This is a genomic window from Pandoraea sp. PE-S2R-1 (assembly GCF_002179865.1).
GTDB lineage: Bacteria > Pseudomonadota > Gammaproteobacteria > Burkholderiales > Burkholderiaceae > Pandoraea.
The window spans coordinates 656,639-680,526 of sequence record NZ_NGUR01000009.1 but is presented as its reverse complement, the minus strand read 5'-3'; the positions used below and the strand labels follow the sequence as shown (position 1 = coordinate 680,526).

Here is a 23,888-nt window from a genome sequence, read left to right as displayed (position 1 = left end):
TATCCTTGCAAGGGGGTTACAGTGAATAAGACGGAACTGATCGATCATATCGCGGGTGAGGCAGACATTTCGAAAGCCGCTGCCGGTCGTGCACTCGATGCTTTTGTGGGTGCAGTAAAGAAAGCGTTGAAGAAGGGTGACGATGTGACGTTGGTGGGCTTCGGTACCTTCCACGTGACGAAGCGCGCAGGACGCACGGGGCGCAATCCGCGCACTGGCGCAGCGATCAAGATCAAGGCAGCGAAGGTTCCGAAATTTCGCCCTGGCAAAAATCTGAAAGATACAGTAAACTGATCGACTTTCCTGCCTAGGCAGGGAGCAGCAGTAAGAACAAAACTAGAATCGGGAACGGGTGCTTAGCTCAGTTGGTAGAGCGGCGCCCTTACAAGGCGTAGGTCGGGGGTTCGAGCCCCTCAGCACCCACCAGTTCCAGATCTTGGGGAGCGGTAGTTCAGTTGGTTAGAATACCGGCCTGTCACGCCGGGGGTCGCGGGTTCGAGCCCCGTCCGCTCCGCCAAATTGTGAAAAGGCGAACTTCGGTTCGCCTTTTTTGCCATATGGACGTCCCAAAGACGCTTCCTGACGACTCTTCCGATTTCGTATGTTCGACTTCATTCGGCGCCACCAACGATTGGTTCTCATTTTCCTGACGGTGTTGATCGTGCCGTCGTTTGTGGTGTTTGGCGTTCACGGCTTGCAGGAGTACACCTCGGATGCAGGCACGATCGCCAAGGTCGGCGATCAGACCGTGACGCGCCAGGAGTACGACAGCGTGCTGCGAGCACAAACCGAGCGCATGCAGCAGATGTTCGGCGGTGCCGTCGATGCCAGTCAAATCAACACGCCTGAAATGCGTAGCGCCGTGCTGGACAACCTGATCCAGCAGAAGCTGCTCACGCAGGAAACCCTCAAGAAGAATCTGTCGGTGCCCGACACGCAAGTGCGCGAAGCGCTGCTCGCGATTCCCGCGATTGCGCAACTGCGCCGCGCGGATGGTTCGATCGACGACGTCGCTTACGAACAACTGCTGGCGGCACAGAACCTCACACCGCAGCGTCTCGAAGCGCAGATTCGCTACGAACTCGCATCGAACCAGCTGCCGGCCAGCGTGCAGGCGAGCGCCATGCTCCCCAAGGCCGTCATCGATCGTTTCGCGCAACTGCGCGCGCAACAGCGTGATGTCGCCGCACTGACGTTCCCGGTGTCTGACTTCGCCGGCAAGGTCACGCCGACGCAAGCGCAGGTGCAGGCGTATTACGACGCCCACAAGGCGGCGTTCCAGACGCCCGAGTCGGCCGAGATCCAGTACGTGGTGCTCGACCCGAAAGCCATGCCGGCATCGGCACTGGCAGCGCCGAGCGATGACGTGCTGCGCAAGATGTACAACGACAATCTGAAGCAGTACACGACGCAGGAAGAGCGCCGTGCCTCGCACATTCTGATTGCGTCGCCGGCGGACGCTTCGCCTGCCGATCACGCGAAAGCGAAGGCCAAGGCCGACGACCTGCTCGCGCAACTGAAGAAGAACCCGAACGACTTTGCCAAGCTGGCCAGCCAGAACTCGGAAGATCCGGGCTCGAAGGCCAACGGCGGCGATCTGGGTTTCTTCACGCGTGACGCGATGGTCAAGCCGTTCGCCGATGCTGCGTTCGCACTCAAGAGCGAAGGTGACGTAAGCGACGTGGTGAAGAGCGACTTCGGTTATCACATCATCAAGTTGACGGGCATCAAGCCGGCAACGACCAAGCCGTTTGAAGACGTGAAGGCGCAACTGGCCGATCAGTATCGCCAGCAGGAATCGGCCAAGGCGTATGCCAAGCTCGCCGACCAGTTCACCAACGCTGTGTACGAACAACCTGACAGCCTACAACCGGTCGCCGACAAGCTGAACATCAAGGTGCAGACGGCGCAGGTCACGCGCACGGCAAACCCGGCGCAGGCGCAGAGCCCGATCGGCAACGAGAAGCTGCTGAAGGCCGTGTTTGCAGATGAATCGCTCAAGAACAAGCGCAACACGGAAGCCGTGGACGTGGGGCAGGGCGTGCTGGTATCGGCGCACGTGGTGACCTATCACCCGGCCGCGACGCCGCCGCTCACGCAGGTGGAAGCGCAGGTCAAGCAGCAGTTGGTGGCTGACATGGCGGCGCAGGAAGCGAAGAAGGCCGGCGAGGCCAAGCTCGATGCGCTGAAGAAGGGCGGCGATGGCGCGTTCAGTGCCACGCAGACGATCTCGCGTGACAACCCGGGCAAGCTGCCGCCGAACGCCCTGACGGCAATCTTCGGTGCCGATACGGCGAAGCTGCCGGCTTACGTGGGTGTCGATCTGGGCGACGGTCAGGGCTACGCGGTGTTCCGCATCAGCAAGGTCACGCAACCGACCGCGCAAGATCCGCAGCGTCTGGCCGCAGAAACGCAGCAGTTGAACCAGTTGGCCGCACAAGCCGAGTGGAATGCGTGGGTTGGCGATCTGCGGGCTCGTTCTAAGGTCAAGGTCGTCAATGACGTGACCAAGTCGGGCACCTGATTCAGCGGATTCCACGGCGGATCTCACGATCCAACGCACGACCACCGGCGCAGGCCGGGTAGCAAGAAAAAGCGCGGCTCGATAGCCGCGCTTTTTTATGGCGTCGCCGGTCGGACGCACTCACTGTTTTCTGGCCGGCACCAGCAGGTAAAACTCGCGGGTATCCGAGCTTAGGATGACAACGCGATTCCTCAGAATATCCATGCCAATCGTGCCAAGCGTTGTTGATCCTCCTTCTTGGACGGCATCCGCTTCGGCCACGAGAACGTTTCGGTGCTCGATCCCGTTCAACGTGAAGCTGACGCGACGCACATACGTTTTGTTGGTCAGCACGTTGCCCCACAGGTCTGTGGTTCGCGTGATCGCGGGTGCCTTCGGCAGCGCCGACACGAGCGTCCTGAGAAGGTTGGACTGCTCCGCTCCGGAATCCACCGTGACGGGAATCTTCGCGTCATAGAGGCCGAGCGTGGTCGCCATGACGCGATGGGGGGTGGGTATGCCGCGTCCTCGTGCAAGCCGGTAGGCAGGCGTTTCGTCGATGTCAAACGCCGGGCTGACGAAGAAGCAATCCCGATCGAAATCAAGCACCGCAAATGATCGACGGCTGCCCGCGATTTCATGGGCAGTAACTTGTGGGCTGAGAATGCCGGACAGACCGTCGTCGGCGAGGATTGACGGTGGAATCCAGTGAAACAGTGAGTCGAATGTGTCGTGAAGACCATCGCTCATGCGGTGGGATGCCTGCGTGGACTGCGCTTGCGCCACCTCGGTCTGGACGATCATCTTCGGGCCGGAGGCAGCCTTGCTGGGAAGAGACGTGTCCCAGAGCACATTGAGATTGGTGCCGGTATCGAGAAGGAGGCGGCGAGGCTGCCCGTCAATTTCCACCGTGATAAATGGCGCGGCTTTGGTTTCCGGATTCAAATAACCGATCTTGGATTCAAACGACACGTTTGCCGAGGGCCAAGGTGACGCGCAAGTCGCCGCACTCGCGACTGCGGTGGAAACGGGTAACAGGCAGGCTGTTGCCAGTAGGTAGATAGTTCGACCAAGTTGAATACCGTGTCTCCCGAGTTCTCCGATACGCAAAAATTACGCCGCATTCGTGCGAGCGACGAATGCGGCGATTCGGTAGTCGGTGTTAGGGAATCAGGCTATCGGGAAACGAGCGAAGCGTCTTTGGGGCGCTTCCGAGTTTCGATTGACGGCGCGCCTTGCGGAACGTCGGAGGGTCACGCCCCCGGTTTCACCGCCCGTCCGCTCGCGGCTCGCGGCGGCGCTTTGCCGGCAGGCTTGAGCAGCGGCGCGACCGTTGGCCAGACGTTTTGCAGAATTTGCGGATGTGCCTTGGCAAGCGGGTGGATCTGGTCTTGCTGGAACCAGTCGGGATGCTCTATCACACCATCGAGCAGGAACGGCACATAGCCCGTCTTCTCCTGCTTGGCCAACGTGGCGAACATCGAGAAGAACTGCTCGCCATACTCGGTGCCATAGTTCGGCGGGATGCGCATGCCGACCACGATCACCCGGCTGCCGGCCTTGCGCGACGACTCGATCATCTCGCGCAGATTGGCGCGCGTGAGATCCAGTGAAATGCCGCGTAAGGCATCATTGCCGCCCAGCTCCAGAATCGTGATCGCGGGATGATAGCGATCGAGCAACGGCGCCAGACGTGCCCGGCCGCCGCTTGTGGTATCGCCACTGATACTGGCGTTGACAACGTTATAATCGAAACCGCTTTGCGCAACTTTTTGTTGCATAAGGTTCACCCAGCCTGCGCCGCGAGCGATGCCGTACTCGGCGGACAGGCTGTCGCCCACGACCAGAATTGTCGGCGCGCCAGAACTTGCCGCGTGCGCCGCGGTCCCTGTCAGGATGCAGCAGCCTACGAGGGCTGAGGCGGCCAATTTCAAGAACTGTCTTCTTGCCATGTCGTTTTCCGAAAACGTAATTGAAGTGCGGGGTCTGGGCAAACGGTTGCGCGATGCCACCGGTGAGCTCGTCATTTTGCAGGATATCGATTTTTCCGTCGCAAAAGGCCAGAGCGTAGCGATTGTCGGGGCCTCGGGCTCGGGCAAATCGACGTTGCTGGGCCTGATGGCCGGACTCGATACAGCAACCGACGGTAGCGTCACGCTCCTCGGCAAGTCGCTCGGCGAGCTCGATGAAGAGGGGCGCGCCGCCTTGCGACGCGGCGCGATCGGCTTCGTCTTCCAGTCATTCCAGTTGATGCCCCACCTGACGGCGCTCGAGAACGTGATGCTCCCGCTCGAACTGCTGGGTGAGACACGGGAAGTACGCAATCGTGCGATCGAGTTGCTCGAACAGGTGGGCTTGGGCTCGCGCCTCACGCATTATCCGAAACAGCTTTCCGGCGGCGAGCAGCAGCGCGTGGCGCTTGCCCGGGCGTTTGTCACCCAACCGGTCGTGCTGTTTGCCGATGAGCCGACCGGTAGTCTCGACACGGCGACCGGCGAGCGTGTCATCGATCTGATGTTCTCGCTCAACGAGGCAAGCGGCGCAACGCTCGTGCTCGTGACCCATGATCTGGCAATCGCCGAGCGTTGCGACGCGACGGTGCAACTCGCTGGCGGCCGTCTGGTCGATGGTGTGGCTGCCTGACAGGCGATATTTCTGAAGGACTGGCGGCGCGATGCACGCAATGTGCTCGCGCCGCCTGTGCTTGCACGCACCGACCAGCAAACACTGGCAGGTGAGAGCAAATCACGATCAGCGCTTGGGCTTCAACGCCTCACCCGCCAGTCGAATCAACGATGCCGTCGAGGCGTCGTGCGCATCGGGCGTGAGCGTCGACGGATCGACCAGCTCGGGCTCGATGGCGCGGCAGAGCGTCTTGCCCAACTCGACGCCCCATTGATCGAACGGATTGATGTTCCAGATCGCTGCTTGCACGAACACCTTGTGTTCATAAAGCGCGATCAACGCACCCAGACGTTCCGGCGAGAGCTTGTCGATCACCAGCGTGTTGCTCGGCCGGTTGCCTTCGAAACGTCGTTGGGCACCCAGCGGGCCGCCAGCCTGCTCCGGCGTCGCCATCGATCCCCCTTGCAGCAACGCTTCGCTCTGCGCAAAGCAGTTGGCGAGCAGCTTGCGATGATGATCGAGGTAGACCGGCTGCGAATACTGCGGCTGAAGTACGGCGATGAAATCCACCGGCACGAGCGTGGTGCCTTGGTGCAGCATCTGGAAATAGGCGTGCTGGCCGTTGGTGCCGGGCTCGCCCCAGATGATCGGCGCGGTTTGCCATGCTACCGGCGTGCCGTCGATCTGCACTGACTTGCCGTTGCTCTCCATGTCGAGTTGCTGCAAATACGGCGGCAGCTTCTGGAGGGCGTCGGTGTACGGGGCAATCGACAGCGTCTGCGCGTCGAAGAAGTTGCGATACCAGATGCCCAGCAGCGCGAGCAGCACCGGCATATTGGCTTCGAGCGGGGCCGTGCGGAAGTGCTCGTCCATGGCATGCGCACCGGCCAGCATTTCGTCGAAATGCTGCGCGCCGAGGTACAGCATGATGATCAATCCGACGGACGACCACAGCGAATACCGCCCGCCGACCCACTCGCCGAATTCGAAAACGTTCTCCCGCCCGATGCCAAAGCGCGTCGCTTCTTCGACGTTCGTCGAGACGGCGACGAAATGCTTGCCGAGTTCAGACTCAGGAATGCCATGTTCGATGAACCACGCGCGAATGGTGCGCGCGTTGGTCATCGTCTCGAGCGTGGTGAACGTCTTCGAGCAGACGACGACCAGCGTGGTTTCCGGGTCGAGCGTGGGCAGGGTGCGTGCGAGTTCTGTCGGATCGATGTTCGCGATGAAGTGCGCCGACAAATTGGCCCGCCCATACGCGGCAAGGGCGTCGCACACCATGCGCGGCCCGAGATCGGAGCCGCCGATGCCGATGTTGATCAGATGACGGATGCGCTTGCCCGTGGCACCCAGCCAGCGGCCATCGCGTACCTCGTCGCTGAACTTGCGCATGCGCGCGAGCGTCGCGTGCACGCCGGTGCTGACGTCGCCCGTGGTGTCACGGAACGTGACGCCTTTCGGCGCGCGCAGCGCGATATGCAGGGCGGCACGGTCTTCGGTGACGTTGACGTGTTCGCCGGCCCACATCGCATCGCGCTTGCCGGGCACGTCGCATTCGCGGGCGAGATGGGCGAGCAGGGTGCGCGTCTTTTCGGTAACGCGATTTTTCGAATAGTCGAGGTATAAGCCGGCGGCGCGCAGCGAGAATTGTTCAACGCGCGAGCTCGCGCCAGCACCCGCGAACCAGTCGCGCATATGCTGGCTGGCGATCTCGTCACGGTGTTCGAGCAGGGTGCGCCAGGCGGGAGTTTGATCCAGACGAAAGGACGGCTTCGACGACATGTGCAATATGTTCTTTTCGGTAGGACGAAGTATAACGGGAGTCTCCGTGAATTTACGCCGAAAACCGGTTCCTGCGCTGGTTTGCGGGGCGATTTGCGGGGCTGGCGGCGATCGTTGAAGTCCGCCATCGATCGCTCACCCCGCCGCATTCATGACGGCGCTCGCCTGAGCGCCACTGCCAGTTCGGCGCGCATGGCCGGTAAAAGTTCAGATGCGGTCAGGCCCGCCGGGCCCGTACCCTCGCTCACACACCTCTCGGCGGCACGTCCGTGCAGCCAGACGCCGGCCAGCGCCGCGGTGGCGGCAGGCATGCCTTGCGCCAGCATCGTGCCGATCATGCCGGTCAGCACGTCGCCCGTGCCTGCCGTCGCAAGCCCTGCATTGCCGGTCGTGTTGACCCACGCGTGCGTGCCGTTGTCGATGATGCTGCCAGACCCCTTCAGCACTACCGTGGCACCAAAATATCGGGCGAGCGTGCGCGCTGACGTGAGCCGGTCCGACTGAATGCGCTGCACGTCACAGCCGGCGAGCCGCGCGGCCTCAAGCGGGTGAGGCGTAAGCACCGTGGGGCCGGTACGGCCGCGCACCCGCTCGGCGAGCGCCGGTTCTGCCGCGAGCAGATTGAGGGCGTCGGCGTCGAGCACAAGCGGGGTGTCTTCCAGCGCCAGCACGCGAGAGAGGCATGCAGAGGATGCGGCCGAGGTGCCCAGCCCGGGGCCGATAGTGACGGCCTGCATGGCGGCGAGATCGATGCCCTCTGCGTGACGCAGCATCAGTTCGGGGTGAACCGGGTCCCACGCCGGGGCATCGTGTGCGACGAAACCGACGTAGACCCGCCCGGCGCCGTTCATCAACGCCGCGCGTGCGCTGAGTAGCGGCGCACCGATCATGCCGTCATGGCCGCCCAGCACGGCGAGGGAGCCGTAGCTGCCTTTGTGCGTGGCGTGATGACGTTGTGGCAGGTCCGCGAGAAAGGCGGCCGGCGTGTTGGTTGACAACGATGAGGTCGCTGCCGCAGCGACCAAGGCGTCATCGGCGCCCAAGGTGGCCACCAGCACGCGGCCGGCGATGTCGCGTCCTTCGCCGGTCAAAAGCCCCGGGCAGGCGCCCAGCATGGCGATGGTGACGTTGGCGCGGATGACAGGGCCACTGGCGACGCCGGTCGCAGCACCAAGGCCGCTGGGGATATCGATCGCGAGCACGGGCGTGCCTTGGGCATGCGCGTAGGCAATATTCTCGACGAGGCGGCCCGCCGGACCATCTAGCGGGCGCGACAAGCCGATACCGAACAAGCCATCCACGATCCACGCATAGGTTGAAGGCTGCGGCCATACGTCCGGCGCGGGGTGTATCGGCACGCCAGCGGCGAGGGCTTCGGCATGCGCCCATTTCGCGTCGTCGGCGACGGGCGGCGCGAGCTGCCAGACGTCGACCAGCACGCCGCGACGATGCAGTTCGCGGGCGGCGACATAGGCATCGCCGCCATTGTTGCCGGGACCGGCAAGCAGAAGCACGGGCTGACGTCCGGCTGTCGCGAGTGCCGGTAATTGCCCGTAGAGCCAGTCGGCGACGACCGCGCCCGCGCGCGCCATCAGCGTGTGAGGGGGCGAGTGTGCGGCGCTTGCGCGTTCGATCTCACGCAAATCGGCAGGGAAATACAGGGGGAGCGGTGTGTCGGCGAGCGGACCGTCGACGATGTCGGACGGCTGAGGCAATCGGGACGGCCTCGCGAGCGGACTCGGGCTCGCGGGGGCGGCGGCAGAATCGTCGACACGCAGGTGATCGGTCATGACAGGCACAACTCCCGGAAAGCCACGGCGGCGTCGATGGCGGTGAGCCTGTTCCCCCCGGGATTCTGCGAAAACGATGCGTTCCGATGCGTTCGTCGCGCGTGGCGGCGGAGCACTCGACGGATGGTTCGGCAGAACGGGCGGATCAAGCGAATGAAGCGAATCAGACGGCAATTCGACGATTATGCCGTGAATGCAGCGGGGTGCCTGCCAGCGCATTCCCCGATGGGCTGTCGGCATTCACTGACAGCGCACGCACATTCGGTGCGCGCGCCATCAGGACGATCGGGCGATCGATGCAGTCAGTGGGGCCAGTGAGCCTAGGGAGCCTAGGGAGCCTAGTGAGCGTAGCGGGCCAGCGTAAGCCCGTCGAGGTCGATGTCAGGCGTCTGGCCGGAGATCACGTCGGCCAGCACGCGCCCGGAGCCGCAGGCCATCGCCCAGCCGGTCGAGCCATGGCCGAGATTGAGGTAGATGCCGGGCAAGTGCGTAGCGCCGAGCAGCGGCGGACCATCGGGCAGCATCGGACGCGCACCGACCCAGGCACGGGCCTCGCGGTACTTGCCGGCGCCCGGGAACCAGTCCGTCGCCACTTTGTAGAGCGTGGCGATGGCGCGCTCGCGCAGCACCAACTGGGTGTCGCCCAGCTCGGCCGTACCGGCAATACGCAACCGGTTGCCCTGCGGGGTGATGGCCGTCTTGTAGGACTCGTCCATCACGGCGATGCGCGGGCTGAACATTTCGTTCTTCACGGGCACGGTGAGCGAGTAGCCCTTGATCGGCCAGAGCGGCAAATCGATGCCGAGCGGCTTCAGCAGCGCCGTGCTTGCCACGCCGGCCGCAATGACCACGGCATCGGCTTCCATCGACGTGATTTGCAGCGGCTGCGCGGTGCTGGCGGTCTCGACGGTCACACCGGCGCGCCCGAGATTCGGACGCACGGCCAGCACGGTCGTTTCGGTCGCGAGCGTCACGCCCATATCGCGGGCGATCTGGGCGAGGCGCTTGGTGAAGAGGGGGCAGTTGCCGGTTTCGTCGCGCGGCAGATGCAGCCCGCCAGCCAGCGGCGCATCGGTCGAAATCGAGGGTTCGAGCTTGCGGCACTCCTCGGGCGTGAGCAGGCGGTGCGGCACCTCGTTCTCGGCGAGCATGGCGCGCGCCGGTTCGTTCATCTTGATTTCGCGCTCGGAACGGAACAGTTGCAGGTACCCCTGCGTTTGTTCGTATTCGAAGAGATGCTGCTCGCGCAGCTCGTGCAGGCAGCGCTGGCTGTAGAACGCAATGCGTTGCATACGCTCGCGATTGGCGCGATAGCGCTCGAGCTTGCATTCGCGCAACCAGCGCGACGCCCAGCGCCACGTACCGCGCGACAGGCCGGGACGGAAGATGAGGGGGCTCGCTGCACTGAACATGTAGCCGAGCAGCTTGCGCGGCATGCCGGGGGCGGCCCACGGCGTCACGTAGCCGGGCGCAATGACGCCGGCGTTGCCGAAGCTGCTTTCCTGCGCGACCGTGCTGTTGCGCTCGACGAGCGTAACCGTATGCCCCGCGGCGGCCAGATAGTAGGCGGTGCAAGTGCCGATAACCCCGCCGCCGATAACGATGACCTTCATTCCCAACCGTCTGGTGTGTGGCGAACGCCCGTACGTCCGCTTGTTAGTGTAGTTCTGTGTCTCCTGACTGAACCGACCGCGTGCCATAAATCTTGGGCAGCGCGTGTTCGTCACGGGGGGCATAGGTTACCAGAGAGCGACCGCGGCGGGGCGCGAAGACGTTTCTCACTCGGGTATAACCCCGGGTAAGCAGGGTATAATCCCGGTTTGTCGTTCCCCCGCGTTTTGAACGCCTCGCCTTCCGTCCTTCCATGACTCACATTGCCTGCTTCGCCGGCGCCTTGGCGCTCTCCGAATTCCGCCAGCAACGTCTTTTGCAGACCCTGCAAGCCATCGACAGCTCGATCGTGCGTATTGACGCGCGCTACGTGCATCTGGTGGCCAGCGCCGCGCCGCTATCGAGCGACGACGTGGCCCGTGTTGCCGGCCTGCTGACCTACGGTGAACCGGTGCGTGAAGAGCCGGTCGGCGATCAGTTGCTGGTGATCCCGCGTCTGGGCACGATCTCGCCGTGGGCGAGCAAGGCCACCGACATTGCCCACAACTGCGGCATTGCCGATGTGCGCCGTATCGAGCGCGCCGTTGAATACACCGTCGGCGTGAAGTCGGGCCTGCTGGGCGGCAAGAAGTCGCTGCCCGCCGACGTGCTGGCGCGCGTGGCCGACGTGCTGCACGACCGCATGACCGAAACCGTGGTCGCCACCCGTAAAGACGCCGAAGTGCTCTTCGTCGAACTGCCGGCCAAGCCGTTGCAGACGATCGACGTGATCGGCGTCGGCCGTAGCGCCCTCGAAGCGGCCAACCGCGATCTGGGTCTGGCGCTCGCCGAAGACGAAATCGACTATCTGGTCGAAGCCTTCGTCGCCCTGAAGCGCAACCCGACCGATGTCGAATTGATGATGTTCGCGCAGGCCAACAGCGAGCACTGCCGTCACAAGATTTTCAATGCCCAGTGGACCATCGACGGCGAGGCGCAAGACAAGTCGCTGTTCCAGATGATCAAGAACACGCACCAACTGCACCCGCAAGGGACGGTGGTCGCGTATTCGGACAACGCCTCGGTGATGGAAGGTGCCGAGGTCGAGCGCTGGTATCCGCGCGGCGCCGACGCCAAGTACGGCCGCAGCGTCGAGCTCACGCACACGCTGATGAAGGTCGAGACGCACAACCACCCGACGGCCATTTCGCCGTTCCCGGGCGCTTCGACGGGCGCGGGCGGCGAAATTCGCGACGAAGGCGCGACGGGCCGTGGATCGACGCCGAAGTCGGGCCTGACCGGTTTCACCGTGTCGAATCTGGTCCTGCCGGACGCGCGTGAGCCGTGGGAAAACGACCGCGACGTCGCCGTGCCGCCGTCGCTGCGCAAGCCCGATGACACCGGCGCCGACTATGGCCGCCCGGACCGTATCGCTTCGCCGCTGCAAATCATGATCGACGGCCCGCTCGGCGGCGCTGCGTTCAACAACGAATTCGGCCGTCCGAACATCGGCGGCTACTTCCGTGCCTACGAACAAAACGTGGCTGGCCGCGTGCGCGGCTATCACAAGCCGATCATGATTGCCGGCGGCATGGGCAACATTGCGGCCCAACACACCCACAAGAACGACCTGCCGGCCGGCACGCTGCTGATTCAGATCGGCGGCCCGGGCATGCGTATCGGGATGGGCGGCGGCGCTGCCAGCTCGATGGCGACCGGTACCAACACGGCCGAACTCGACTTCGACTCGGTGCAACGCGGCAACCCGGAAATCGAGCGTCGCGCGCAGGAAGTCATCAACTGGTGCTGGCGCCAGGGCGAGGCCAACCCGATCCTGTCGATTCACGACGTGGGCGCGGGCGGTATCTCGAACGCCTTCCCGGAACTGGTGGACGGCGCAGGCAAGGGTGCGCTGTTCGATCTGCGTCAGGTGCAGTTGGAAGAGTCGGGCATGTCGCCCGCCGAAATCTGGAGCAACGAAGCGCAAGAGCGCTACGTGCTGGCCATCGCCCCGGACAGCTTCCCGGCATTTCAGGCCGTTTGCCAGCGCGAGCGTTGCCCGGTAGCCGTGGTCGGTGTCTCGACCGACGAACGTCAACTGAAGCTGGTCGACCCGATGCATCCGGAATCGCCGGACCCGGTCGATATGCCGATGGACGTGCTGCTCGGCAAGCCGCCGCGTATGCACCGCGATGTCACGCGCGTGACGGCGGAATTCCCGCCGGTCGACGTGACCGGCCTGTCGCTCGATGAAGTCGCGCGCGCCGTGCTGCGTCACCCGACGGTGGCGAGCAAGTCGTTCCTGATCACCATTGGCGACCGTACTGTGGGCGGCCTGACCGCACGCGACCAGATGGTTGGTCCGTGGCAGGTGCCGGTGGCCGATTGCGCGATTTCGTTGATGGATTACGCCGGTTTCCGTGGCGAAGCGATGACCATGGGCGAGCGTACGCCGCTCGCCGTGATCGACGCGCCGGCCTCGGGCCGTATGGCCGTGGGCGAAGCGATCACCAATATCGCTGCTGCGCCGATCAAGTCGCTCGACCAGATCAAGCTGTCGGCCAACTGGATGGCGGCTTGCGGTACCGAGGGTGAGGACGCTGCGCTGTTCGATACGGTCAAGGCCGTGGGCATGGAACTGTGCCCGGCGCTGGGTCTCTCGATTCCGGTCGGCAAGGATTCGTTGTCGATGCGTACCAAGTGGGAAGACAGCGGCCGCAACAAGGACGTGGTCTCCCCGGTGTCGCTGATCGTGTCGGCGTTTGCGCCGGTCGAAGACGTGCGCAGCCACCTCACCCCGCAACTGCGCTCGGTCGCAGAAGCCGGTGAGACCGTGCTGATTGCCATCGATCTGGGGCACAACAAGAATCGTCTGGGCGGCAGTATTCTCGCGCAGGTGACGCAGCAGATCGGTGACGTCACGCCGGATCTTGACGATCCGGCTGATCTCAAGCGCTTCTTCGACGCTATTCAGCAGCTCAATGCCGACGGCAAGCTGCTCGCTTACCACGACCGCTCGGATGGTGGTCTGTTCGCCACGGTGGCCGAGATGGCGTTTGCGGGTCACGTGGGCGTATCGCTCAACGTCGACATGCTCACGCTGGACGAGGGCTTCGAGTCGGATTACGGCGACGCCAAGGACTGGGCGAAGCAGACTGTTGGCCGTCGCGAAGACAAGACGCTGCGTGCGCTGTTCTCCGAAGAGCTCGGCGGTGTGATTCAGGTGCGCGCGAGCGATCGCGACGCGGTGTTGCAAGCGCTGCGCGAAGCCGGTCTGTCGGCCTGCACGAACGTGATCGGCAAGCCGAACCCGAACGACGTCATCGAAATCTATCGCGATGCGAAGAAAGTATTCGGTGCCCCGCGTGCCGAACTGCAACGCCTGTGGTCGGAAGTGAGCTGGCGTATTGCGCGTCTGCGTGACAACCCGGCTGCCGCCGATGCGGAATATGAAGCGCTGAACGACACCAGCGATCCGGGCCTCTCGCCGAAGCTCACGTTTGATGCGAACGAAGACATCGCCGCGCCGTTCATCGCGACCGGTGCGCGCCCGAAGGTGGCCGTGCTGCGCGAGCAAGGCGTGAACTCGCATTTGGAAATGGCCTATGTCCTCGACAAGGCCGGCTTCGAAGCGTACGACGTGCATATGAGCGACCTGCTGGCAGGCCGTCAGGCGCTGGAAGACTTCAAGGGCTTTATCGCCTGCGGTGGTTTCTCGTACGGCGATACGCTGGGTGCGGGTGAAGGTTGGGCGAAGACGATTCTGTTCAACCCGGCACTGGCCGAGCAGTTTGCGGGCTTCTTCAACCGTGCCGACACGTTCGCGCTGGGCGTGTGCAACGGTTGCCAGATGATGAGCAACTTGTCGAACCTGATTCCGGGCGCGGGTGCGTGGCCGAAGTTCACGTACAACCAGTCGAAGTACGAAGCGCGTCTGACGCAAGTTGAAGTGCTTGATTCGCCGTCGTTGTTCTTCAAGGACATGGCCGGCTCGCAACTGCCGATCGTGATCGCGCACGGCGAAGGCTTCGCCAACTTCGGTCAGCAGGGCAACATCGATCAGGCAATCGCCGCGATGCGCTTTGTCGATCACCGTGGACAGCCGACCGAGCAGTATCCGTTCAATCCGAACGGTTCGCCGCGCGGTCTCACGTCGGTGACGACGGCCGACGGCCGCTTCACGGTCATGATGCCGCACCCCGAGCGCGTGTTCCGCACCGTGCAGATGAGCTGGGCACCGGCGCAGTGGGGCGAAGACAGCCCGTGGATGCGCATGTTCCGCAACGCACGTCGCTGGGTTGCGTAAAACGTTGTATTTCGTCTGACGGCGCTACGGCGTCGGTGACGTAAAAACCGCCTGTCCTGTCACGGGGCAGGCGGTTTTTTTATTGGGCGTGCGCTCAGTGTGCGCCTGTCAACGTTGACAGTTGTTGCGCCCGTGGTGCGCGTGGCCTGATACGAGCGTGAACCTTCAGGAGCGTGTCATGGAAATCGAATCGATCGTGAACCTCAAGCCCGGCATACTCGAAGCCACGGGCGGTAACGGCGACCTACTGCTGGTCGACGATTTTTACGATCGCGAATTCGTGCACATCGAAGTCCCGCAATACGACGGCATGGCCGCCGGGCAAACGGTTGGCGGTCGGTGGCGAGGACCGTCGTCCGTCTACGACACGTCAATCTGGACGGTCACGATTCCCGCGCGCGTCGCGTTGCGGGTGCCGCGCCGCGAAGTGCTCGACGCCATTGGCAATACCGTGGCGGTCACGTTCAGCGTCAAGCGCGGAAGCAGCCCCATCGAAATCTCCGACGCGCTGAACCTGCGAGTTCAGGGGACGCCGTTACCCATGCCGACCATCAATGCCGGTCGCACGCAAGTCACCGTCCTGTATGGCACGCAAGTGGTCGGGCAAACCGCTCGGGTGCGCTGGGAAGGGCGCGTCGTTCGCGATACCGAACTTCAGGCGGTCGTGCCCGGACTGGCGAACACGTTCAACATTCCCGCAGGGTGGGTGAGCGAGAGCGCCGGGACGACGGTATTCATCACGTACGCGATCGGCACGACGGCGAGTGACCCGTATCTGTTCTCGAGAGTGTTGAGGGTGGCGTTGTAAGGGAGTCTTGTCATGTGGCACCTCGCTGGTTTCGCCGGCAGCCGCACGTTGAGCGCTCGGCTACTCAACATACGCAGCGCACGCAGTGCCGTGATGGTCATCGCCCTTGTGCTTGCCGGATTGTGGGCGCTGCCAGTTCACGCGCTCACCGGCGCCGATGTTGCGTATCTGGTCAACCAGCGCTATCAGTCGAGCGTGACGCAGTGCGCGCTCAATCGTCCCGCATGGATGTGCTCTGGCGTGCTGATGCGCGCGCTGCCGGGGGACGCTTCGCAGCCGTTTGCACAACTGACGGCAGAGGAGTTGGCGTCGCAATCGGCCAACGTTGCCTACGTGAGACATGATTTGCGTACCAGCGGGCTGGCAACGAGCGCGGGTTTTATTCTCGCAGATGGATTGACGGCGGCGGGGTGGGGCAAGCCGCTCGATGTGCGCTGTGCTTACCCGGTGGCGGTAACGCCCGCAGCGGACACGGCGTCGCACGGCTGCGATTTGCTGGCGACGGCCGCAGCGTCACCGCCGGACCTGAGTTCTTGCCTGCCCAACGGCGTGACGGATGCGCCGGGCTGGATGACGTTATTCGCTGGCAACGGCAGCGACGTCAACCGGCAGTGCTCGTTCAGTGCGATTGTGGCGAAACAGTTCAAGGCGTCGCTCGACGCGCATGCACTGGTGACCGATGCGCTGGCAGCGGGGCCGAACAACGTACTCGTCGCGGCATGGGACCCGGCAAAACCGGAGACGATTCCCGTGCAGGCGTTCTTCTACGACGTCAGTCACGGTGGACAACTCATTCAGGCGCAGCGTTACCAAAAGCAATACTTCGATGCGACCGGCGCGTGGGTGCCGATCTTGCGCATGGGGTTTGGGCCACCGCAGGGCGCCACCTATGGCTTTGATGAAACCGATCAGCTCGATGAGGGGTTTCGCGTCGCCGCGCGGTTGAACGCGCGCTATGCCGATGTGTCTTCGACGTGTCCCGGGGGGCGGCCGGCGTTCTACTGCAATGGCGTGATCGTACGCATTGCTGCGGCTTCGGCGGAATTTCATGCATGGAACCCGAGTCCCAGTTCAGTGGGGCGAGATGGGGTTCCGTTCTCCTATATGCGGGCGGACGCGGGGGTGACGTCGCTGATCGACGCGCGCGGTGGCACGGGGTTCATCATGCGAGAGGCCGCTGCGCCAACGGGATACCCGCTGACAGTGCGCTGTGAATTTCCTTCTGATGGATGGACAGGGTCGCGTTACGAGAGTTGTTACAGCAACGCCGATCACCGGTTCTGTGACGAGATGGGCGTGACCACGATTGCGGCGTGGCAGGCCCACTATCTGACCACGTCGCTTGGCACGCAATGTCCGTTTCGCCCCGATGCAGCGAGTTTCCAACTGAGTATCGAGGCACGTCGGCATTTCCCGAACGAGAATCCACTTCGGCACGCCTACAACGAGTTGGTGATCCGGCCGTGGCCGCAGAATATTCCGCTGAGCTTGCCGCTCGAAGCGTTCATCTCGGTGGATGATGGTGTGGCGCAGGCGCGCTATCTGCAACAGGACTATCTGACACAGACGGGGCGCTTTCTCCCTGTGATTCGTGTCAATCCGACCGCGGCAGCGGGCGGCGTTTTCGTCTACGTGCCGGATGACCAGATTGCCGTCTTATCGACACCGGTGTCGCCACCGACAGGCGCGTTATCGAGTGCCCCGCGTGGCGGCGCGCTAACCGGCAACTCCGGTCCCGAAGGATTGAAGCGGAACGGGCAGTGACGGGACGATGTGGAGATTGTCTTCGCGCATCAACAAAAAACCCGCCAGCTGGCGGGTTTTTCGTATCTGACGCATGTCTGACAAGACGCCGGCGATCCTTACTGGATCTTGGCCTTCTTCTCGAGACCGTCGATGAAGTTTTGAAGCTTCTCTTCCTGCATTTGCTGCACGAGCTGCGGCTTGACGTCGGCGAGCGGCGGGATCTGCGCGTCGCGCGAGTCGTCGAGTTCGATGACGTGATAGCCGAACGAGGTCTTCACCGGGGTCTGCGTGTACTGACCCTTTTGGAGCTTTTGCAGCGCGTCGGCAAATTCCGGCACGTAGGCATTGGCCGGCGACCAGTCGAGGTCACCGCCGTTTTGCGCCGAACCCGGGTCCTTCGAGTACTGCTTGGCCAGATCGGCAAAGTTGGCACCGGCCTTGAGCTTGGCGATGATTTCCTTGGCCGTATCTTCGCTCGGCACGAGGATGTGACGAGCGTGGTATTCCTTGTCGCCGAACTGCTTCTTCAACTGGTCATAGCGCGCCTGCACATCGGCATCGGTGACCGGCGACGTCTTCTGGAAGTTGGTGATCAGTGCGCGGATCAGCACGCCTTGCTTGGCCAGTTCGACCTGAGCCTTCACGTCGGCGTCGCTTGCCAGACCCTGGCGCACGGCTTCCTGCGCGAGAATTTCGCGCTTGACCAGCTCTTCGCGCACTTGCTGTTGCAGTTGCGGCGAGTTCGGCTGGCCCTGACGGACCATTTCACGCACCATCGCATCGGCGCGCTTGACGGGCACCGGCGTGCCGTTCACGACGGCGACATTCTGGGCAAGTGCGGGAAGGGATACGGCGGTCAGCGACACGGTGGCGGCGAGCGCCAATGCCGTGCGGGCGAGTTTCAATGCCATGCTGTTTTTCCTAACGAATGACGGAGGCAAGGTTAATCGACGGGGGACGCGTCGCACGCGTTCTTACGCTTCGCCAGGGGCGAGCGCGACGATGGCGAGGGCGTGAATGCCGTTCTGCATCAAATCGGCAAGCGCATCATACACCAGCCGATGCCGCGCCACGCGGTTGCGACCGGCAAAGGCGGGCGAGACGATGCGAAGGTTGTAATGCCCGCCGGACGCCGCACCGGCATGGCCGGCGTGACGCGCGCTGTCGTTCTCGAGAACCATCTCGATCGGGGTGAGGGCGGCCGTGAGGCGCGCCTCGATTTGCTGTTCCATGGTCATGGTGTCGGTTCCGGTCGCAGGTTACTCGTCTTGCTTGATGTACTTCGCGAGCCAGAGGCTCTGCACGACGATGAACACCACCATGAGGCCCATGCCGCCGAAGAGTTTGAAGTTCACCCAGGTGTCGGTCGAGAACTGATAGGCGATCACCAGATTGAGCGCACCTATCGCGAGGAAGAAGAGCGCCCAGCTGAAATTCACGGAACGCCACAGATGCTCGGGCAGCGCCATTTGCTTTTCCATCATGGCGCGAATCAGGTTCTTGTCGAACATGAGTTCAGCCACGAACAGCGTGATGCCGAACATCCAGTAAAGCGCGGTGGGCTTCCACTTGATGAAGGTGTCGTTGTGCAGCCAGATGGTGGCGCCGCCGAACACCACGATGATGGCGAGGCTGACCCATTGCATCGGCTCGACTTTGCGGTGACGCAGCCACATCCAGGCAACTTGCACGATCGTGGTGGCGATCGCAATGCCCGTGGCGATGTAGATGCCGGCGAACTTGAAGGCGACGAAAAACAGAATGACCGGTAACAGGTCGAACAGAAATTTCATGAGGTCTCGACTTGGGGGCTACGGGCTTGCCGGCCTGAGGTGTGGACGTCGAACGCGCCTTGAACGCGCGCCGTTGAATCTCACCGGGCGGCAAACCCGCATTATATTTCAAAGCCCCTGTTTTCAAAGCACCGCTTTCCGGGCGCGGATGGCAGCCGGAAGACGGCGCTTATCGAATGATTTCGAGTCGCTTGACGTCGATGTCGCTCGGACGATGACGGTGGCGGTCCACTTCGCCCGTGATGCGAACGCGGGTCTTGTCGTCGATCTTGACGCCCGGCGGCAGATACTTGTCGTCGAGTTCGATTTCGATGGTGTGACCCGCGTCGTCGCGGAACGTGTAGTGCTCGTGCTTGATGCGGTTGACGATGAAGCCTTCGATGACGGCTTGCGCGTCGTCAGGGGCGGACAACGCTTGCTGGACAGAGACGACACTCGGCATGACCGACGGCACGGCGACAGCCGCTGCGGGCGGGGCGCCGGGGCCCGTGTACTGCGCGATAGCCGGCGTGGCCGACAGCGCGCCGAGAGCGGCTGCCGAGGCGAGAAGCATGGCGAAGCGAGTCTTTTGCACGGACATGAGAGGCGTTCCTTGTTGTTGATAGAGGAAACTCAGCATAGCAGAATACCGAACCGCAATCGGTGACTTCCCTGAACCGCGCCGACGAGCCAACGTCCGCTGCGGCGCTCACGCGTCAGTCGCTTTTTCCAGCCTTGTCATCCGGCGCCGGGTTGCCTTCCTTGTCATCGAAATTCAGCGATGCCGAGTTGATGCAGTACCGCAAACCGGTCGGCGCCGGGCCGTCTTCGAAGACATGACCCAGATGGGCGTCGCAGTTACGGCAGCGCACTTCTACGCGGACCATGCCGTGGCTGTAATCCATGATTTCGTCGACGCCGGCACCCTCGACCGGCTTGCTGTAGCTGGGCCAGCCGCAACCTGCGTCGAATTTGTCCGTCGATTGGAAGAGCGGTTCACCGCAGCAAACGCACCGATACGTCCCGTCTTTCCAGTGATCCCAGTAACGGCCGGTGAAGGCGCGTTCGGTCGCGGCGTTGCGGGTGACCTGATACTCGACGTCATCGAGTTGGGCGCGCCAGTCGGCATCGCTCTTTTCCACTTTGCTCATGAAATTCTCCTGAGTTTTGATACCCGGATTTCTATGATCCGGGTGTCATCTGACGAGTTGCATATTGGGATAATTCCCCCGATCGCAATGCGTCAGTGATCGATGCTTGTTTCCGTCAATTCTAGTGAGGTGTGAATTACGAGGAACAGCTCACTTCCAACTGACCGGCCCAGTCGGGCGGCAGTTCGGCGTAGCGCTCGAATTCCGGCTGTTCATCGTACGGCCGCGAGAGCACGCGCAGCAGCGTGTCCACTTCCGAGAAATCCTTCTCATCGGCCCGTCGGATGGCGACTTCGGCCAGATGGTTGCGCAGCACGTATTTCGGATTCACCAGACGCATCGCAACGGCGCGCTTGGCATCGGCACTGGCCTCATGCCGCAAACGAGCGCGATAGTCGACGGCCCACGCGTCGAAGCCCGCCCGGTCGATAAACATGTCACGCAACGGCGCATCGGCCGCCGGATTGTCGAGTTGCAGCGTGGCAAGCGTGCGGAACAGGTGCGTGAAGTCCACGCGTCCCTCGTGCATCAGCTTGAACAGGCGATTGATGAGCACCTCGTCGTCAGCGTGCGACTCGCGCAGCCCGAGCTTGGCGCGCATGCGCAGGTCGATTTCTTCGGCGAAACGCGTCTTGAACACGGGCAACGCCGATTGCGCCAGCTCGATGGCGGCGTCGCCTTCACCAAACAGCGGCAGCAGCGCTTGCGCGAGGCAGAACAAGTTCCAGTACGCCACGTTCGGCTGCGCCTGATAGGCGTAACGGCCCTGCGTGTCCGAGTGGTTGCAGATGTGGTGCGCGTTGAACGCGTCGAGAAAGCCGAAAGGCCCGTAGTCGATCGTCAGGCCGAGAATCGACATGTTGTCGGTATTCATCACGCCATGACAGAAGCCGACGGCCTGCCAATGCGCGATGAGCTCGGCCGTCGCTTCGCACACCGCTTCGAGCAAGGCGAGATAGGGATTGGCGGCCTCGCGGCAATGCGGATAGTGGTGATCGATCGTAAAGTCGGCGAGCTGGCGCAGCGCGTCGTGCTGACCCGCGGCCCAGAAGTGTTCGAAGTGACCGAAGCGGATGAAGCTCGGCGACAGACGCGTCACGACCGCAGCCGTCTCGATCGTTTCGCGGCGCACCGGGGCGTCCGAGCCGACCACGCACAGCGCGCGTGTCGTCGGCACGCCCAGATGGAACATGGCTTCCGAGCAGAGAAATTCCCGAATCGACGAGCGTAGGACGGCGCGGCCGTCGCCCATGCGCGAATAAGGCGTGAGCCCGCCGCCCTTGAGCTGGATTTCCCAACGGCCACCGGCGCCATCGGCTTCGCCCAGCAGCAGCGCGCGGCCGTCGCCGAGTTGGCCGGCCCAGACACCGAACTGATGCCCGGAGTAGACGCTGGCGAGCGGGTCACCGCCGGCGAGCGGCTGATTGCCGGCAAACGTCGCGAGAAACTCCGGATCGCGCGCTGCGTCGGGCGACCAGCCCAGCAGGCGGGCGGCATCGGCTGAGAAGCCGACCAGATAGGGCTCGGGCAACGGCTGAGGGGAGAGGCGGGTGTAGAAGTTCGGACCAAGCGACGCAAACCGGTTCGCGAGATTCAGCGGGCCGAAATTCCTGAGCGACGAAGGGGCGGCCGGTGCGGCTGGTGAAGCCGGAGAAGCGCTTGCGGGGCGGTCTGATGCCGACATTGGGGACGTTCCTGATGGTGAACAAACATTCTACTTGAGGTGTCCGGCGCTTGCTGCCGCGCTGCGAGGGCTTTGCCAGCGCACTTTGGCGAGAACGGCGAGGGTGCGAGGCGAGCCGCCGTGCTGCGCCGCACAAGCGATCGGCGTTGACCGATGGCTCGGGCGCGTCAAGAATCGGGCTGCGTGGCACCATGAATGCACGCATCAGACGTGCCAGCCTGTCACGCGCCGTGCTCATCGAACATATTCACAGCTCATAGCCGTAGCCCAGACGTATCCCGATATTCCGGTAGTCCCGACTTTTCTGGAGATTCGACGCATGGCACCACCGCTCCTCGGCCAGATGATGGCCGCGCCGCTGCTGATTTCTTCGTTGCTGACTCACGCCGCGCGCCACCACGGCGACACCGAGATCGTCTCGCGTCGCGTGGAAGGCGACATCCATCGCTACACATGGCGTGACGCCGAGCGCCGCTCGCGACAGCTTGCCCTTGCCCTGCGCCGGCTCGGCGTGGGTGACGGCGAGCGCGTCGGCACGCTGGCATGGAACGGTTATCGCCACCTTGAGCTTTACTACGGCGTTTCGGGCATGGGCAGCGTGGTCCACACGATCAACCCGCGCCTGTTTCCCGAGCAGATTGCGTTCATCGTCAATCACGCCGAAGACCGCTACGTGGCGTTCGACATCAACTTCATGCCGTTGGTCGAAGCCATTGCGCCGCAATGCCCGGGCGTGCAGGGCTGGATCGCCATGACCGACCGCGCGCATCTGCCTGCGTCGACGCTACCGTTGCTGTGCTACGAAGACCTGCTGGCCGCCGAAGATGCCGACACCTACGTTTGGCCCGAAATGGACGAGAAAACGGCGTCCGGGCTGTGCTACACGTCGGGTACCACCGGCAACCCCAAGGGCGTGCTCTACAGTCACCGCTCGACGGTGTTGCATGCGTTCGGTGCGTCGCTGCCCGACGCCATGGCCATGTCGGCGCGCGATGCCGTGCTGCCCGTCGTGCCGATGTTCCACGTCAACGCGTGGGGCATGCCGTACTCGAGCGCACTCGTCGGCGCGAAGCTCGTATTCCCCGGTAAAGACCTCGACGGCAAGTCGATTTACGAATTGTTCGAAGCCGAGGGCGTGACCTTCTCGGCGGGCGTGCCGACGGTCTGGCTGGGGCTGCTGACGTACGTGAAATCGATCGGTGCGCGATTCTCGACGCTGGAGCGCACGGTGATCGGCGGCTCGGCGTGCCCGCCCGCGATGCTGACCACGTTCGAAAAGGACTATGGCGTGCGTGTCATCCACGCGTGGGGCATGAGCGAGATGTCGCCGCTCGGCACACTCTGCCATCTGCGCAAGCACCATCGCGAACTGCCGGCCGAGGATCAGCAACACATTCTGGAGAAGCAGGGGACGGCTATTTACGGTGTCGATCTGAAGATCGTCGGGCCCGAGGGCGAGGAACTGCCGTGGGATGGCAAGGCGTTCGGCGATCTGTATACGCGGGGGCCATGGGTGCTCGACCGCTATTTCCGTGCCGACACGTCGCCGCTGGTCGACGGCTGGTTCCCGACGGGCGATGTGGCCACCATCGATCCCGAGGGCTACGTACAGATCACCGACCGCAGCAAGGATGTGATCAAGTCCGGCGGCGAGTGGATCAGCTCGATCGACGTCGAGAACATCGCGATGGCACACCCCGAGATTCACGAGGCGGCCTGTATCGCCGTGCGCCATCCGAAGTGGGAGGAGCGCCCGCTGCTGGTGGTCGTGCGCAAGCCGGGTTCTTCGCTCACACGCGAAGATGTGCTGGCCTTCTACGAAGGGCGCGTCGTGAAGTGGTGGATTCCCGACGATGTCGTGTTTGTCGACGAGATTCCGCACACGGCCACCGGCAAGATGCTCAAGCTCAAGTTGCGGGAGCGATTCCGGGACTATCAGGCGGCGCCATAGGGGGCCGGCACGCGCCATGACCTCACCCCTCTCGGAAAACTCCGAAGCGGGGTGCAGGTGCCACCTCAAAAGCAAGTCACGACGCCATTTTCCGGCAGATCGGCCGCTATTCCAGCGGCCTGCGCCCCCTATAATGTCAGCCAGATTTTCGTTCAACGCGGCCCTGTTTGCCGCGTC

General features: G+C 63.1%; 18 protein-coding genes and 2 tRNA genes. 9 read left to right on the top strand and 11 right to left on the bottom strand.

Going from position 1 to position 23,888, the window contains the following annotated elements:
* Positions 1–21 precede the first annotated feature (21 nt).
* The 4 genes from CDV44_RS10070 (at position 22) to CDV44_RS10055 (ending at position 2,524) form a co-directional block, all read left to right on the top strand.
* Positions 22–294: an HU family DNA-binding protein gene (locus CDV44_RS10070; RefSeq protein WP_058378343.1), complete on the top strand. Its 273-nt coding sequence runs from the start codon at positions 22–24 to the stop codon at positions 292–294.
* A 56-nt stretch (positions 295–350) separates the two neighbouring features.
* A tRNA-Val gene (locus tag CDV44_RS10065) sits at positions 351–426 on the top strand.
* A gap of 14 nt (positions 427–440) precedes the next feature.
* Positions 441–517 (top strand) — tRNA-Asp (locus CDV44_RS10060).
* A gap of 84 nt (positions 518–601) precedes the next feature.
* Positions 602–2,524: a SurA N-terminal domain-containing protein gene (locus CDV44_RS10055; protein ID WP_087687888.1), complete on the top strand. Its 1,923-nt coding sequence runs from the start codon at positions 602–604 to the stop codon at positions 2,522–2,524.
* Positions 2,525–2,644: 120 nt separating this feature from the next.
* On the opposite strand, the gene CDV44_RS10050 is transcribed toward CDV44_RS10055, so the two are convergent.
* On the bottom strand, positions 2,645–3,475 hold the full coding sequence (locus tag CDV44_RS10050; RefSeq protein ID WP_087687887.1) for a hypothetical protein: 831 nt from the start codon (positions 3,473–3,475) through the stop codon (positions 2,645–2,647).
* Between the two features lie 281 nt (positions 3,476–3,756).
* Positions 3,757–4,455 (bottom strand): arylesterase, encoded by a 699-nt coding sequence (locus CDV44_RS10045; protein ID WP_087687886.1) that lies wholly within the window; start codon positions 4,453–4,455, stop codon positions 3,757–3,759.
* Between CDV44_RS10045 and CDV44_RS10040 the strand changes: the two genes are divergently transcribed.
* Entirely contained in the window at positions 4,454–5,146 is a 693-nt protein-coding gene (locus tag CDV44_RS10040; protein ID WP_087687885.1) for an ABC transporter ATP-binding protein, read from the top strand. The two genes, CDV44_RS10045 and CDV44_RS10040, sit on opposite strands and share 2 nt — an antisense overlap.
* A 108-nt stretch (positions 5,147–5,254) precedes the next feature.
* Here CDV44_RS10040 and pgi read toward each other — a convergent pair whose 3' ends face one another.
* From pgi to CDV44_RS10025, 3 genes are all read right to left on the bottom strand, one after another.
* A complete protein-coding gene (pgi, locus tag CDV44_RS10035) occupies positions 5,255–6,913 on the bottom strand; it encodes a glucose-6-phosphate isomerase (protein WP_170935928.1) in 1,659 nt (552 codons plus the stop codon).
* A 149-nt stretch (positions 6,914–7,062) separates the two neighbouring features.
* On the bottom strand, positions 7,063–8,703 hold the full coding sequence (locus CDV44_RS10030; RefSeq protein WP_087687883.1) for an NAD(P)H-hydrate dehydratase: 1,641 nt from the start codon (positions 8,701–8,703) through the stop codon (positions 7,063–7,065).
* A 338-nt stretch (positions 8,704–9,041) separates the two neighbouring features.
* The gene (locus tag CDV44_RS10025) at positions 9,042–10,316 is read right to left on the bottom strand and encodes a D-amino acid dehydrogenase (protein ID WP_087687882.1); all 1,275 of its coding nucleotides are present in this window, start codon (positions 10,314–10,316) and stop codon (positions 9,042–9,044) included.
* 251 nt (positions 10,317–10,567) lie between these two features.
* Between CDV44_RS10025 and purL the strand changes: the two genes are divergently transcribed.
* The 3 genes from purL (at position 10,568) to CDV44_RS10010 (ending at position 17,171) form a co-directional block, all read left to right on the top strand.
* Positions 10,568–14,599: a phosphoribosylformylglycinamidine synthase gene (gene purL / locus CDV44_RS10020; RefSeq protein ID WP_087687881.1), complete on the top strand. Its 4,032-nt coding sequence runs from the start codon at positions 10,568–10,570 to the stop codon at positions 14,597–14,599.
* 178 nt (positions 14,600–14,777) lie between these two features.
* Complete coding sequence (locus CDV44_RS10015; RefSeq protein ID WP_087687880.1) at positions 14,778–15,407, top strand: hypothetical protein; 630 nt, start codon at positions 14,778–14,780, stop codon at positions 15,405–15,407.
* Positions 15,408–15,419: 12 nt separating this feature from the next.
* On the top strand, positions 15,420–17,171 hold the full coding sequence (locus tag CDV44_RS10010; protein ID WP_087687879.1) for a hypothetical protein: 1,752 nt from the start codon (positions 15,420–15,422) through the stop codon (positions 17,169–17,171).
* A gap of 98 nt (positions 17,172–17,269) precedes the next feature.
* Here the strand turns inward: CDV44_RS10010 and CDV44_RS10005 are convergent, their stop codons facing one another.
* From CDV44_RS10005 to CDV44_RS09980, 6 genes are all read right to left on the bottom strand, one after another.
* Positions 17,270–18,064: a peptidylprolyl isomerase gene (locus CDV44_RS10005; protein WP_087687878.1), complete on the bottom strand. Its 795-nt coding sequence runs from the start codon at positions 18,062–18,064 to the stop codon at positions 17,270–17,272.
* A 63-nt stretch (positions 18,065–18,127) separates the two neighbouring features.
* Positions 18,128–18,391 carry a BolA family transcriptional regulator gene (locus tag CDV44_RS10000; RefSeq protein WP_087687877.1) on the bottom strand — a complete coding sequence of 88 codons (264 nt, stop codon included), beginning with the start codon at positions 18,389–18,391 and terminating at the stop codon, positions 18,128–18,130.
* 21 nt (positions 18,392–18,412) lie between these two features.
* Positions 18,413–18,946: a septation protein A gene (locus tag CDV44_RS09995; RefSeq protein ID WP_087687876.1), complete on the bottom strand. Its 534-nt coding sequence runs from the start codon at positions 18,944–18,946 to the stop codon at positions 18,413–18,415.
* Between the two features lie 169 nt (positions 18,947–19,115).
* Positions 19,116–19,526, bottom strand: a complete 411-nt coding sequence (locus tag CDV44_RS09990; RefSeq protein ID WP_150684331.1) for a YgiW/YdeI family stress tolerance OB fold protein — start codon at positions 19,524–19,526, stop codon at positions 19,116–19,118.
* Positions 19,527–19,641: 115 nt separating this feature from the next.
* Positions 19,642–20,076: a peptide-methionine (R)-S-oxide reductase MsrB gene (msrB, locus tag CDV44_RS09985; RefSeq protein WP_087687874.1), complete on the bottom strand. Its 435-nt coding sequence runs from the start codon at positions 20,074–20,076 to the stop codon at positions 19,642–19,644.
* 136 nt (positions 20,077–20,212) lie between these two features.
* Positions 20,213–21,760, bottom strand: coding sequence for a YdiU family protein (locus CDV44_RS09980; RefSeq protein ID WP_087687873.1), 1,548 nt, complete (start codon positions 21,758–21,760; stop codon positions 20,213–20,215).
* Between the two features lie 319 nt (positions 21,761–22,079).
* Between CDV44_RS09980 and CDV44_RS09975 the strand changes: the two genes are divergently transcribed.
* The gene (locus tag CDV44_RS09975; protein ID WP_087687872.1) at positions 22,080–23,711 is read left to right on the top strand and encodes a 3-(methylthio)propionyl-CoA ligase; all 1,632 of its coding nucleotides are present in this window, start codon (positions 22,080–22,082) and stop codon (positions 23,709–23,711) included.
* Positions 23,712–23,888 lie beyond the last annotated feature (177 nt).

Coding starts and splice junctions, on each gene's coding strand:
- CDV44_RS10030 (WP_087687883.1), bottom strand. CDS start 8,703: ATGACCGATCACCTGCGTGTCGACGATTCTGCCGCCGCCCCCGCGAGC.
- CDV44_RS09980 (WP_087687873.1), bottom strand. CDS start 21,760: ATGTCGGCATCAGACCGCCCCGCAAGCGCTTCTCCGGCTTCACCAGCC.
- CDV44_RS10040 (WP_087687885.1), top strand. CDS start 4,454: ATGTCGTTTTCCGAAAACGTAATTGAAGTGCGGGGTCTGGGCAAACGG.
- CDV44_RS09975 (WP_087687872.1), top strand. CDS start 22,080: ATGGCACCACCGCTCCTCGGCCAGATGATGGCCGCGCCGCTGCTGATT.
- purL (WP_087687881.1), top strand. CDS start 10,568: ATGACTCACATTGCCTGCTTCGCCGGCGCCTTGGCGCTCTCCGAATTC.
- msrB (WP_087687874.1), bottom strand. CDS start 20,076: ATGAGCAAAGTGGAAAAGAGCGATGCCGACTGGCGCGCCCAACTCGAT.
- CDV44_RS10025 (WP_087687882.1), bottom strand. CDS start 10,316: ATGAAGGTCATCGTTATCGGCGGCGGGGTTATCGGCACTTGCACCGCC.
- CDV44_RS10045 (WP_087687886.1), bottom strand. CDS start 4,455: ATGGCAAGAAGACAGTTCTTGAAATTGGCCGCCTCAGCCCTCGTAGGC.
- CDV44_RS10055 (WP_087687888.1), top strand. CDS start 602: ATGTTCGACTTCATTCGGCGCCACCAACGATTGGTTCTCATTTTCCTG.
- CDV44_RS10000 (WP_087687877.1), bottom strand. CDS start 18,391: ATGACCATGGAACAGCAAATCGAGGCGCGCCTCACGGCCGCCCTCACC.
- CDV44_RS10010 (WP_087687879.1), top strand. CDS start 15,420: ATGTGGCACCTCGCTGGTTTCGCCGGCAGCCGCACGTTGAGCGCTCGG.
- CDV44_RS10015 (WP_087687880.1), top strand. CDS start 14,778: ATGGAAATCGAATCGATCGTGAACCTCAAGCCCGGCATACTCGAAGCC.
- CDV44_RS09995 (WP_087687876.1), bottom strand. CDS start 18,946: ATGAAATTTCTGTTCGACCTGTTACCGGTCATTCTGTTTTTCGTCGCC.
- CDV44_RS10005 (WP_087687878.1), bottom strand. CDS start 18,064: ATGGCATTGAAACTCGCCCGCACGGCATTGGCGCTCGCCGCCACCGTG.
- pgi (WP_170935928.1), bottom strand. CDS start 6,913: ATGTCGTCGAAGCCGTCCTTTCGTCTGGATCAAACTCCCGCCTGGCGC.
- CDV44_RS09990 (WP_150684331.1), bottom strand. CDS start 19,526: ATGTCCGTGCAAAAGACTCGCTTCGCCATGCTTCTCGCCTCGGCAGCC.